Below are 12,584 nucleotides of genomic sequence, written 5' to 3'. Positions count from 1 at the left end.
GAAAAGCGACAGGAACAAAGACACCGGGACTTTCGGCAGAATGGCCGGGCCAGGTCACGGATCATAAACTGCGGCCATGACCGAGGAATTCACGCTGGACCAGCTCAACCGAATCGTCGGGGAGGACTCGGACGTCCTGATCTCGCCGGAACAGGCGGGCGCCGCCTTCGCCGACCTGGGCCTCGACTCCCTGGCGCTGGTCGAGCTGGCCGAACGTCTCGTCGACGAATACGACGTGCCCGCCCCCGAGGACGTGTACCGGGACCTGGGCACCCCGGACCTCGTCCTCGACTATGTCAACCGACATCTCGGAAAAGGCAGGCAGGCCGGTGACGAAGAATTCGCGTGCACCTAGCGAGTCGATTCACGCGGACACGGAAGGGGCGCGTAAAGACGTGAGCACCATTTCTGTCAGGAACGAGGACCGCGAGGTGCCGATGGGCCCCGTCGACCGGTTCTTCGTCTCCGGTCTCGGCGGGCAGGTCACCGACGAGACGACCATGTACATCGGCGGGATCGTCCGCATCCCCGGGACTCCGCCCGGCGTCGGCGACCTCCGCCGCCTGGTGGCCGCCCAGGCCCGGCGCGTCCCCGTGCTGAGCTACCGCGTGAACCGCGAGAAGCGCGCCTGGACCGTGTGCGACGGCTTCACACCCGGCGACCACGTGGTGGAGTGCCGGCTGCCGCCCGGGGCCGACGTGAAATCCCAGGCCCTGGAGCTGATGGCCCAGCCGTTCCCCGCCGACCGGCCGCCCTGGCGGCTGGCGCTCATCCACGGCTACCCCGAGGCGGGGGAGGAGGAGCAGTACACGCTGTGCTACGCCGCCGACCACGCCTTCCAGGACGGGATGTCGATCAGCGCGACCGTGCACGCGCTGTTCGGCGGCGGCGCCCTGCCCGTGCCGCGAGCCGACGAGTACTTCACCGCGATCCGCCCCCGCCGCTGGCCCGCCCCGTCGGACCTCGCGGTGCCCCTGCGGCGCGTGCCGGTCCTGGAGCAGTTGCGCGGCCCGTTCACCGGCCGGCGCGAGATGCTGACCTTCCGCTTCGACCAGGACGCGCTCAACGCCACCGCCAAGGTGACCGGGGCGACCCGCAACCAGGTGTGCCTGGCGGCGCTGACCGGGGCGCTGCGCGACTGGGCGCCCGCCGAGTGGGCCGCGCCGGTCGGCCCGGGCCGCCGCCGCGGCCTGCCCGTCGCCGTGCCGCTCAGCCTGCGCGCCGGACGCGGCAGCGGATGCCTCGGCAACCAGGTCACCGGCCTGCACATCCACCTGCCGTGCCACCGGCCCTCGCCGGTCGAGCAGCTCGACCGGATCGTCGCCCAGACGACCATGGAACGCCTGCAACGCCACCGCGAGCTGCACCGCGCGCTCCTGCCCCGGCTGCCCTACGCGGCGGTGCGCCCGCTCCTGGCGAGGCTGTTCGACCCGCGCTACACCGCCATGTTCATCACGACTGTGCGGATGGGCCCGCTCCGCCTCGGCGACCTGCCCATCCGGGACGTCTGGGGCATTCCGCCGCTGCTGCCCGCCCAGCCGCTGATGATCGTGCTCTTCCAGTACCGGGACGGGATCATGCCGTCGCTCCTGTTCGACACCGCCGTGCCGGGCTGCGACCGGCTCGCCGAGCTGTGGAGCCGCCACGTGGGCGTCCTGCACGACGCCGTCACCGCGCCGTCACCGCGCCCTGACGGGCGACCCCGTACTGACGAACCCCCGGAGGAGTCACCGTGGATCTGATCACGTTCGTGCGGGGCGGCCTGCCGGACGAGCCGCACGCGCGGCTGCGCGAGGCGATACCCGCCGCCTTCTTCGGCTACCCGCGCGCCCTGCCGCCGCCGGACCGCCACGCCCTCACCTACGAGCGCTTCCGGCACGCCGGCACCGCCGCGCCGCCCGCCCGGGAGCTCCTGGAGGACCCGCGGGCCCTGTGCGCGCTGCTGGAACGGGCCGCCGTCGCCGACCCGGCGCTCTTCCACGTCATGCTGCTGCACTACACGCTGACGCTGGTGCCGGTCCTGCGCTTCGGCGACGAGCGCACCGAGCCCGTACGGCGGCAGCTCGAGGGAATGGAACGCTTCGGCGTCGTCGCCATGACCGAGGCCGGGCGCAGCAACAGCCACCTGATGCCCGCCACCGTCGCCCGCCTCGACGCCCGCGACGGCTCCTTCGTCCTGACCACCCCCGACCCGGCGGCCGTGAAGTTCCCCACCACGGCGGGCCACCCGGCCGTCCCCAAACTCCTCACCGTGTACGCCCGCCTGGTCGACGACGAAGGCGACCGGGGCGTCTTCCTCTTCCTGGTGCCCCTCGGCGACGGCTCCGTGCCGGACGGCGTCACGGTGCTGCCCGCCGCCGACAACCACGCGCTGCCCCTGGACTGGGCGGCCGTGCGCTTCGACGGGCTCCGGCTGCCCGCCGGATCGTGGCTGGCGGCGGGCGCGCGCGTCACCGACGCCGGCGTCGTCCACGACCCCCTGGCCGCGACCCGGCCCGCCCTGTCGATGTGCGCGGCCCCGTACGTGTGGCGTGGCGTCATCGCGGCGAGCGCGGCCGTCACCCGCGCCGGCGCCGCCGTGCTGACCCGGCACTCCGCTGGCCGCCCCACACAGGGGCGGCTGGCCCGCGGCCGCCCGCTCATCGAGCACCGCAACCAGCAGGAGGCCGTGCTCACCGCGCTGTCCAGGGCGTACGCGCTGACCGCCGTCGCCAACCACGTCAAGACCGGCGTGACCTGGACGGAAGGCGGCGCCGAATCCGCCCCGATCTGGGCCCCGTGGGCGTCCGTCGACCTGATGCTGCCGCTGCTCAAGGCCGCCGTCACCGCGCTGGCCGAGGAGACGGCCGGCCTGTGCCGCACCCACTGCGGCGCGCCCGGCTTCGTCGCCTCCGGCAGGCTCAACGGCTACCGGGGACTCGCGCACGGCTACATCAGCGCCGGAGGGGACAACCAGCTCATCCTCTTCGACGTCGCGCGCGCCATGGTCGAACGCGACCGCTACGAGCCCCCCGAGCCCGCCCCGGGCGCCCTCGACCTGTCGCTCGGCGGCTGCCTCGACGCCGCCCGCGCCCTGGAGACCCGCCTCCTGGACGACCTCGCCGCCCGCGTCGGCGCACCCGGCCCCTCCGGCGGCTGGGACCCACACCTCCCACAGGCCGCCAGGACCGCGACCGCGCTGGCCGACCGCGTCGTCCTGGAGATCCTCCAGGACGGCCCGCCGCGCCTGCGGCCGCTGCTGAGCTGGTACGCCCTCGACTGGGCGGACCGCCGGGCCGGTCTCCTGCTGGACGAGGGCATCGCCACGCCCCCGCTCATGTCCCGGATCAGGGCGGCCCGCGACGAGTTGCGCGCCGAGCTGATGCCGCTGACCTCCGAGCTGGTCGACGCCTTCGAACTGCCCGAACTGCACGAACCTCCCCTTTGGAGCACCGCATGGACCTCACCGGCAAGTCAGCGCTGATCACCGGCGCCTCGCGCGGCATCGGCCGGGCGATCGCGCTCCGCTTCGCCCAGGCGGGCGCCGACGTCGCCCTGCTCGCCCGCGGCGCGAGCGCGCTGGAGGACGTCGCCGCCCTGGCCGGCAAGCACGGCGTCAGAACCCTCACCCTGCCCTGCGACGCGAGCTCCGTCAGCGCGATCGACGCCGCTTTCGCCCGGGCCGTCGACGGCTTCGGCCACCTGGACATCCTCGTCAACAACGCCGGCTCCGTCGGCGGCGCGGGACCGTTCCTGGACCTCACCGACGAGGACTGGCAGCACGTGCTCGCCGTCGACCTCACGGCGGTCGCCCGGTTCCTGCGGCTGTTCGGGAGGCACGCCACGGCGCGCGGCAGCGGCTCCGTCGTCAACGTCTCCTCCGTCGCGGGGGAGCGCGGCTGCCCGATGCTGTCCCACTACGGGGCGGTCAAGGCCGCCGTGAACTCCCTCACGCGCACGCTCGCCGCCGAATGGGCAGCCTCCGGCGTACGGGTGAACGCCATCCAGCCGGGCTGGGTGGCGACCGACCTGACCGCGTCCTTCCACGGCGACCGGCAGGCGTCCGAGGCGCTGATGCGCGCCGTGCCCGCCCGCCGCTGGGCCACCCCGGAGGAGATCGGCGACGGCGCCCTCTACCTGGCCGGCGACGCCGCCTCGATGGTGACCGGGACGATCCTGACGATCGACGGCGGCATGACCGCCTACAACGGCGGCCCCGCCCTGATCGACCTCCTCGCCCTCGGCCGCATCGACATGCCCTGACCCCCGGCCCCCCTCCGCAAGCCCCGGCGCTCCCAGCTCCCCTGAGGCCCTGCCCCGGAGGCGCCCCCAGCTCCCCTGAAGGCCCTGCCCCGGAGGCACCCCCAGCCCCCCTGAAGCCCTGCCTCCCTCTGGAGGCGCGTATGAGAGAGGTGAACGGCTTGATCTCCCAACCGGGAATCGGCGTGCTCGGCACCGGCGCCTACGTCCCCGACGCGGTGCGCACCAATGAGGAGGTCGCCGAACGGGCGGGCGTGCCGCCGGAGTGGATCGCCGAGCGGACCGGCGTGCTCCGGCGGCACGTCGCCGCCCCCGGCCAGGCGAGTTCGGACCTGGCCGCGCACGCGGTGCGGGCGGCGCTGCGCGACGCCGGGCTGGAGCCGGGCGACCTGGACCTGCTGATCCTGGCGACGTCCACGCCGGACGAGCTCGGCCCGTCGACCGCCTGCCGGGTCCAGGCGGCGCTCGGCGCGGAGAACGCTGTCGCGTTCGACGTCTCGGCGGCGTGCGCGGGCTGGCTGTTCGGCGCCCGGGTCGCGTGCGACTGGCTGCGCGCCGAGCCGAGGGGACGCCATGCCGCCGTCGTCGGCGTGGAGACGTACTCGCGCTTCCTCGACACCGGCGACCGCGCGACGGGGGTGCTGTTCGCGGACGGGGCCGGAGCGGCGATCCTCGGCCGGGTGCCAGGCGGCCACGGGTTCGGCCCGATCACGCTCGGGTCCGACGGCACCCGCGCCGGCGACGTGCTGATCCCCGGCGGCGGCAGCCGGTTCCCGGCCTGCCGCGAGACGCTGGAGCGGGGCCTGCACCTGATCCGCATGGACGGCAGGGCGGTGCGCAAGTTCATCCTGGAGATCTTCCCGCTGGCCGCCGCCGAGGCGCTGCGGAGATCGGGCCTGACCAGGGACGACATCGCGCTGGTCGTCACCCACCAGCCCAACCCGGTGCTGCTCCGGCAGGCGTGCGCCGAGGCCGGGTTCGACCCCGCCCGGCTGGTGATCGTCGCCGACCGGGTGGGCAACATCGGCGCCGGATCGCTGCCCTACGCCCTGGCCGACGCGCACCGGCAGGGCAGGCTGAGCCCGGGTGACCGGGTGCTCGTCGTCGCGTTCGGCGCGGGGCTGACCTGGGGGAGCGGCGTGCTGACCTGGTCCGCCGACGGATCGGGGTCGCGTTGACGCGGGCGGCGCAGGCGGGGCCGGTGTTCCTGGTCCCCGGCCAGGGCGGCGACCCGCGCGGCGCGCTGGCGGACGTCCACGACGCGTCGCCCGCCGTCCGCGCGGCCTGTGACCAGGTGCTGGAGGAGATCGAGGCGGTGATCCCGGACACCGGGGCGGGGCTGCGCCGGGTGCTGCTCGACCGGTCGCGGTCCGTGCGGATGGAGCCGGGGGTGCCGCAGCTGGCCGGGTACGCGGTGTCGGTCGTCGTGGGCCGGGCGCTGTCGGCGCGGCTGACCCCGTACGCGATCGTCGGGCAGAGCTTCGGCGAGATCGCGGCGCTCGTCTGCGCGGGCGCGTTCGACGTCGCCGACGGCGCCCGCGCGGTGCGCGCGCTCAACGCGGCGTTCCGGCAGGTGGAGGGGCGCGGGGCGATGGTCCTGCTGCCGGAGCTCGGCGAGGAGGCGTGCCTGCGGCTGCTCGCCAGCGCCGGCCTGCCCGAGCTCCGGCTCGCCTGCGTCAACGCGCCGGACCAGACGATCGTGAGCGGCCCCGTCGAGGCGGTCGAGGCGCTGCTGGCGTTCGGCGGGACGCCGATGACCCGGCTCGCCGTCCCGTACGCCTCGCACCATCCCGCGCTGGGCGCGGTCGCCGGGCGTTTCCTGCGAGGGCTGCGCCCGCTGCGGCAGCGTCCGCTGCGGGTGCCGGTCCACTCGCCGGTCCACGGGCGCGCCTACGACGACGGCGAGGACCTGCGCCGGGCCCTGGCCGGCTGCGTGACGCAGCCGGTGCGGCTCCCCGAGACGCTGCGGCGTCTCGGCCCCGGCCTGCGGTACGTCGAGCTGAGCGCCGGGGACGCGGTCACCCGCTGCGTGCGCGCCACCCTGCCCGGCGTCCGCGCGTTCGCCCCGCTGGCCGGTGACCGGGACTGGCTGCTGGCCACGGCCGCCGCGGGAAGCTGACCGGCTCACCGCCCCCCGGCGAGCAGCCCGTCCAGGTGCGCGGCCAGCCGGGCGGCCGACGGGTGGGCCCAGACGGCGGCGGGCGTGAGCGTGATGCCCAGCGCCTTGGCCAGCCGGTGCGCCAGCGCGACCGCGAGCAGGGAGTCGAGCCCGAGGTCGGTGAACATCGCGTGCGCGGGCACGGCCGGGGCCTGCGTGCCCAGCAGCGCGGCCAGGACGCGGACCACCACGTCCTGGACGAGCTGCGTCCTGGCGGGCCCGGGCGGGTGCGCCAGGACGGACTCGGCGTCCACGCCCGGCTCCGCGGCCTCCCGCCCGGCGCCCAGCTCGGCCAGGAGCGGGGCCTGACCGGCGGCGGGGAAGAGCCGGAACATCAGCTCCGGCTGGTAGGCGAACATCCCGGTGTTGACCCGGCCGTGGCGCAGCAGCTCGCCCAGCGCGGCGAACCCCTCCTCGGTGCCGATCGTCGCGAACCCCCGCCCGGCCAGGTCCGTCGCCCGTCCGGCCTCGCCCCACGCGCCCCAGTCGACCGAGAGCGCGGGCAGCCCGCGCCGGTGACGCCAGTGGGCGAAGGCGTCCACCCACGCCCCGGCCGCCGCGTAGCTCGCCTGTCCCGGGTTGCCGAGCATGGCCGCCATGGACGAGAAGATGACGAACCAGTCGAGCGCGGCGCCGGCCGTGGCCTCGTGCAGGTTCTTCACGCCGGTCACCTTGGGGTGCCACACGCGTTCCAGCCGCTCGGGGGTGAGCGAGGTCAGCGGCGCGTCGTCGAGGACCACGGCCGTGTGCAGGACGCCGCGCAGGCGCTCGCCCGCGGCGGCGACCAGGCGGCGCGCGGTGGCGGGGTCGGCGACGTCGCCCCGCACCACCTCCACCTCGCACCCGGCCGCGCGGACCGCCGCCACCGTCGCGCGCTCGCGCTCGCCGAGCTCACCCCGCCCGCCGAGGACGACCCGGCCGGCCCCCGCCTCCGCCAGCCAGCGCGCCGCCTCCAGCCCCAGCCCCCTGGTGCCGCCGGTGACGACGTACGCGCCGCCGCGCCGCACCACGTCGTCCCGCTCGGGCGCCACGACCCGCACGCGCCGCCCGGGCTCGGGGAAGGTGAGCACGATCCGGCCGATGTGGTCGCCGGAGGCCAGCCGCTTCATCGCGGCAGCCGCCTCGGCCAGCGGGAACGCCGTGGTCCGCGGCAGCGGCAGCCGCCCGGCGGCGATCTCGGCGATCGCCTTGACCGCCGGGTCCCGGATGGCCGCCGGCCGCTCGACCGCCGCCAGCGCGACGTCGACGGCCGCGTACGTGTTGCCCCGGCGGAACGTCCTCAGGTCGACGCGGGCGCCCTCGTGCAGGTCACGCTTGCCGATCTCGACGAACCGCCCGCCGGGCGCGAGCAGTGTCAGCGACGCGCGCATGGCGTCGCCGCTGAGCGAGTTGAGCACCACGTCGACGCCGCGCCCGCCGGTGACGCGCAGCACCTCGCCGGCGAAGCCGAGGCCGCGGGAGTCGAAGACGTGCTCGACGCCCTGCAGCCGCAGGTGGCGGCGCTTCTCCTCGGTGCCGGCGGTGGCGATGACCTCGGCCCCGAGCAGCCGCGCCACCGCGACCGCGGCCTGCCCGGTGCCGCCCGCCGCCGAGTGCACGAGCACCGTCTCCCCGCGCGCGAGCCGCGCCACGTCGGCCAGGCAGTGCCACACCGTGCCGTACGTGGCGGCCACCGGGGCGAACGTGACCGGGTCGGCGTCGGCCGGCAGGCGCACGGCCAGATCCGCGTGGACGAGGCAGTGCGAGCCGAGCGAGCCGGTCCCGTGCGGCGTCAGCGCCGAGATCCGGTCGCCTGGCCGCAGGTCCTCGACGCCCTCGCCGACGGCCACCACCACGCCGGTGGCGTCGGAGCCGAGCTCCGGCGTGCTGCCGTCCTCGGTCGGGTAGACGCCCAGGGCGATCATGACGTCGCGGAAGTGCACGGTCGCCGCCTGCACCCGCAGGAGCACCTGGCCGGGTCCCGGCGACGCGGGCGGCTTCCCGGTCGCCACCAGCCGCACGCCGTCGAGGCCACGCTCCGGATCGGCGCGCAGCACGTACTCCTCCCGCCCGGCGACCGCCTCGACGGTGCGCGAGGGCGGCGCGGGCCGCGCGCCCAGCGGGGCGGGCACGAGCCGCGCCACGTACCGCTGACCGGCACGCCAGGCGACCTCGGTCTCGTCGCCGCCGGCCAGCACCTCGGCCGCTACGGCGGCGAGGCCGCCGGTGGTGTCATCGGCGGTGTCATCGGTGTCCACCCAGCTCACGGCGGCGTCCGGCTGCTCGAAGGAGGCGACGCGCAGCAGGCCGCGCAGCGCGCACACGTCGGGGTCGACCGGGTCGCCGTCGAGCACCGGGCGGGCCAGGTGGCTCACCAGCCACAGGCGCGGCGGGCTGCCGGTCCGCGCGAGCGCGCCGAGCAGCGCGGTGACCTCGGTCAGCCTGTCCAGCCCGTCGAGCCGCCCGGTGGCGCACCAGACGACGGCCCGCGCGGCCGGATCGACGTCCTCGCCCGTCGTGTGCACGCTCACCGTTTCGGGGCGTCCGCGCGACAGGGCCTCGGCCAGGCGTTCCGCGGTGCGGTCCGGGTCGCCGGGCTCGCCGATCACCGCCCACCGTCCGGTGGCCGCCTCCCTCGCGCCGGGCGGGCCGGCCGGGCGCCAGGCGAGCTCGACCAGCTTCCCGTCCAGCGTGCGGGCCCGCGAGCCGCCGGAGGCCCGGACGAAGTGCAGGCCCTCCAGCGCGCCCAGCCAGCGGCCGTCCTCGGCGTACAGGTCGGCGCGGCCCGTCGCCGTGTCGCCGTCCGCCCGCACCTCGGCCCGGACCCAGGTGATCAGGCCCGGCTCGTCCGGCAGGACGATCGCCGCGATGCGGTCGGGCAGCCACGGCCGGCCGGGGCCCGCCGCGCCCTCGTCGTCCTCCACCAGGCCGACGGCCGCCGACAGGATGCAGCCGTCGAGCAGCACCGGGTGCACGCGGGGCGCCCCGGCGCGGATGACGGCCTCGCCGGGCACCCGCAGCCGGGTCACGCCGTCCGGGGTGACGGCCGCGATCGAGCGGAAGGCTGCCCCCGACCCCAGCCCCATGCGGGAGAGCGCCTCGTACAGGGCCTCCGGCTCGTCCTCGGCCACCACGGGAGGCACGAGCGGCGGCCGGTCGCCGGGCGGTCCGGAGCGGACGACGGACGCCGACGCGACGAGCTCCCACGTGCCGCCGTGCCGCCGGGAGATCTCCACGTGCGCCCGCTCGCCCGAGACCGTCGCGCTGACGTGGACCGGCACGCTCGCCCCGAGCGGCAGCAGGCGCTCGAACCGCACCTCGCTCACGCGCATCCGCCCGGTCGGGCACTCCAGCAGCTCACCGGCGGCCGACAGGACCAGCTCGACGTACGCCGCCCCGGGCACCACCGGGCTGCCGTGCAGCGTGTGCTGGCCGAGCCAGCCGACCCGGTCCGTGCCCAGGTCGGCCTCCCACACGTGCCGGGTGCGGTCGCCGGCGTCGGGGTCGTGCACCGCCACCCGCCCGCCCAGCCACATGTGGCCGGAGGCCGCTCGGCCGCCGCCGGCCGGCTCCCAGAAGCGCGCCCGGTCGAACGCGGTGGGCGGCAGCACGACCGGCGCGCCGCCGCCGTTGACGGCGTCCAGGTCGACCGGGGCCCCGGCCAGGTGCAGGGCCGCCGCCGCCCGGCACATCGCCGTCCGCCCGTCGAGGTCGCGTTCCAGGGACGCCACGGTGGTCACCGGCGCGCCCATCGCGGCGGCGGTCTCCTCCACCGCCTGCGTCAGCAGCGGGTGCGGCGACACCTCCAGGAACAGCCGCCGCCCGTCCTCGATCAGCGCCTGGCATGCCAGGTCGAAACGTACGGGATTGCGGAGGTTCGCGGTCCAGTAGGCGGCGTCGAAGACGACGGTACGGCGCGGGTCCTCGCTCGTGGAGTAGAACGGCACCTCCGGGGCCGCCCCCGCCAGCCAGGACACCTCCGCCGCGAGATCGTCGAGGATCGGCTCGACCTGCGGCGAGTGCGCCGCCACGACCACGGCGATCCGCCGGCAGAACACGCCGCGCTCCTGCCAGCGGCGCATGAGGTCCCGGGCAGCCTCGGCACGGCCCGCCACGACGGTCGAGGACGGCGCGGTGACCACCGCCACCGACACCCCCGGCACCCCTTCGATCTCGGCGGCGACCTGGTCGGCGGGCAGCGCCACGCTGACCATGCAGCCGCCCGCCACCCGCTGCAGCATCGCCGACCTGATCAGCGTGATCCGCATGCCGTCCTCGGGCGGCAGGATGCCCGCGGCGACCGCGGCGGCGGCCTCGCCCATGGAGTGCCCCACCACGGCGGCGGGCCGCACCCCCCAGCGCCGCCACATCGCGGCCAGCCCGGTCTGCACGGCGAACACCAGCGGCTGCACCTCGTCCATCCGCTCGCCGCACTCGCCGGAGGCCAGCCGCTGCCGCAGCGAGAACCCCGCCTGCGCGGTGACCAGCGGGTCCAGGCTGTCGATCGTCTCGGTGAAGGCGGGGTCGCGGTCCAGCAGCGGGCGGGCCATCCCCGCCCACTGCGACCCGTGCCCCGAGAACACCCAGACCGGGTCGCCCGCGTGCCCGGCCGCTCCCGTCAGCACCCGGTCGTCGTCGCGCCCTTCGGCCAGCGCCCGCAGCCCGGCCACGAGGTCGTCCCGGCCCTCGGCGAGCACGCAGGCCCGCCGGGCCAGCGGGCTGCGCCGCACCGCGAGCGTGTGCGCCACGTCCGCCGGCTCCGGGGCGTCCTCCGGGGACGCCTCCAAGTGGTCGGCGAGGCGGGCGCTGGTCGCGGCCAGGCCGCCCGGGGTCGCCGCCGACACCGGGTGGACGCGTGTACGGGCGGGGGCGGCGGACCGGCGGGGCCGCCGGGCGGGGGGCTCCTCGACGACGACGTGCGCGTTGGCGCCGGTTACGCCGAACGCCGACACGGCGGCGCGGCGCGGCCCCGGCGCGTCCTCCCACGGCGTCGTCTCCGTGGGCACGTAGAACCGGGTGTCCTCGGCCCGCACGGCGGGGTTCCACCGCTGGAAGTGCAGGTTCGCCGGGATCAGGCCGGTGTGCACGGCCGTCGCCGCCTTGATCAGCCCCAGCACCCCGGCCGCGCTCTCCGGGTGCCCGATGTTGGTCTTGAGCGAGCCGAGCGCGCACGGCCGATCGGCCGCCCCGTACACGTCGTCGACCGCGGCGAACTCGATCGGGTCGCCGACCGGCGTGCCGGTGCCGTGCGCCTCGACGTACTGCACGTCGCCCGGGGACAGGCCGGCCACGCGCATCGCCGTGCCCAGCACCGCCCGCTGCGCGGCCCGCGAGGGCTGCGTGATGCCCCGCACCCGCCCCGCGTGGTTGATCGCCGTGCCGGTGATCACGGCGAGGACCCGGTCGCCGTCGCGCACGGCGTCGGGCAGCCGCTTGAGCACGACCATCCCGCAGCCCTCGCCCCGGACGAACCCGTCGGCGCTCTCGTCGAACGCCGCGCAGCGGCCCCGCGCCGACAGCGCCCCGGCGCGGGCGAACCCGATGATGCCCGCCCACTCCAGCTGGATCGTGACCCCGCCCGCCAGCGCCAGGTCGGTCTCGCCGTCGTGCAGCGACCGGCACGCCAGGTGCACCGCCACCAGCGAGGACGCGCACGCGGCGTCCACCGCCAGCGAGGGCCCGTTGACGTCGAGGAAGTACGAGATCCGCCCCGGCGCCCCCGACGTGACGGCCGAGATCCCCTGGTAGATGTCCACGTCGTGCAGGGTGAACCGCTTGGCGTAGTCGGTGCTGGAGATGCCGACGAACAGGCCGGTGGCCGAGCCGCCGAGAGAGCGGGGCGCGATCCCGGCGTTCTCCAGCGCCTCCCACCCGGTCTCCATCAGCAGCCGGTGCTGCGGGTCCACGGAGGAGGCGTCCTTGACGGGGATGCCGAAGAACGCGGGGTCGAACAGCTCGATCCCGTCGAGGAACGCGCCGTTGCCGAGCATCCCGGTGGCGGCCAGGTCGGCGGGGACGACGCGCTCGTGCTCCGCCCACCGCGGGCCGGGCTCGGACCCGGCCACGGCGTCGCGCTTGTCCAGCAGCAGGCGCCACAGGCCGGCGGAGTCGGTCACGCCGCCCGGCGCGCGGCACGCGGTTCCCACGATGGCGACCGGGACCTGCCGGCGGTGCTCGTTCGGCGGGCTCACATGCGTGTCCTCTCTGT

7 protein-coding genes are annotated in these 12,584 nt (G+C 76.3%); 6 read left to right on the top strand and 1 reads right to left on the bottom strand.

Annotated features, from left to right (window positions below; translation table 11 throughout):
• Window positions 1–76: 76 nt before the first annotated feature.
• The 6 genes from ACBI99_RS06580 to ACBI99_RS06555 all read left to right on the top strand — a co-directional run bounded on the left by ACBI99_RS06580 (window position 77) and on the right by ACBI99_RS06555 (window position 6,358).
• Entirely contained in the window at window positions 77–355 is a 279-nt protein-coding gene (locus tag ACBI99_RS06580; RefSeq protein WP_219513241.1) for an acyl carrier protein, read from the top strand.
• 40 nt (window positions 356–395) lie between these two features.
• The gene (locus ACBI99_RS06575; protein WP_357591040.1) at window positions 396–1,742 is read left to right on the top strand and encodes a WS/DGAT domain-containing protein; all 1,347 of its coding nucleotides are present in this window, start codon (window positions 396–398) and stop codon (window positions 1,740–1,742) included.
• On the top strand, window positions 1,733–3,463 hold the full coding sequence (locus ACBI99_RS06570; protein ID WP_375071880.1) for a hypothetical protein: 1,731 nt from the start codon (window positions 1,733–1,735) through the stop codon (window positions 3,461–3,463). Before ACBI99_RS06575 ends, ACBI99_RS06570 begins: the two co-directional genes overlap by 10 nt.
• The gene (locus ACBI99_RS06565) at window positions 3,436–4,242 is read left to right on the top strand and encodes an SDR family NAD(P)-dependent oxidoreductase (protein WP_219513247.1); all 807 of its coding nucleotides are present in this window, start codon (window positions 3,436–3,438) and stop codon (window positions 4,240–4,242) included. The genes ACBI99_RS06570 and ACBI99_RS06565 overlap by 28 nt, the downstream gene beginning before the upstream one ends.
• 158 nt (window positions 4,243–4,400) lie before the next feature.
• Window positions 4,401–5,417 carry a 3-oxoacyl-ACP synthase III family protein gene (locus ACBI99_RS06560; RefSeq protein WP_375071879.1) on the top strand — a complete coding sequence of 339 codons (1,017 nt, stop codon included), beginning with the start codon at window positions 4,401–4,403 and terminating at the stop codon, window positions 5,415–5,417.
• Window positions 5,414–6,358: an ACP S-malonyltransferase gene (locus ACBI99_RS06555; protein ID WP_375071878.1), complete on the top strand. Its 945-nt coding sequence runs from the start codon at window positions 5,414–5,416 to the stop codon at window positions 6,356–6,358. The genes ACBI99_RS06560 and ACBI99_RS06555 overlap by 4 nt, the downstream gene beginning before the upstream one ends.
• Before the next feature lie 5 nt (window positions 6,359–6,363).
• Here the strand turns inward: ACBI99_RS06555 and ACBI99_RS06550 are convergent, their stop codons facing one another.
• Window positions 6,364–12,567, bottom strand: coding sequence for an SDR family NAD(P)-dependent oxidoreductase (locus ACBI99_RS06550; protein ID WP_375071877.1), 6,204 nt, complete (start codon window positions 12,565–12,567; stop codon window positions 6,364–6,366).
• Window positions 12,568–12,584: the final 17 nt, after the last annotated feature.

Source organism: Nonomuraea sp. ATR24, assembly GCF_041950485.1.
Classification (GTDB): Bacteria; Actinomycetota; Actinomycetes; order Streptosporangiales; family Streptosporangiaceae; genus Nonomuraea; species Nonomuraea ceibae.
The sequence above is the reverse complement of the archived record's forward strand: the minus strand, read 5'-3'. Positions and strand labels throughout refer to the sequence as shown.

Coding starts and splice junctions, on each gene's coding strand:
- ACBI99_RS06580 (WP_219513241.1), top strand. CDS start 77: ATGACCGAGGAATTCACGCTGGACCAGCTCAACCGAATCGTCGGGGAG.
- ACBI99_RS06565 (WP_219513247.1), top strand. CDS start 3,436: ATGGACCTCACCGGCAAGTCAGCGCTGATCACCGGCGCCTCGCGCGGC.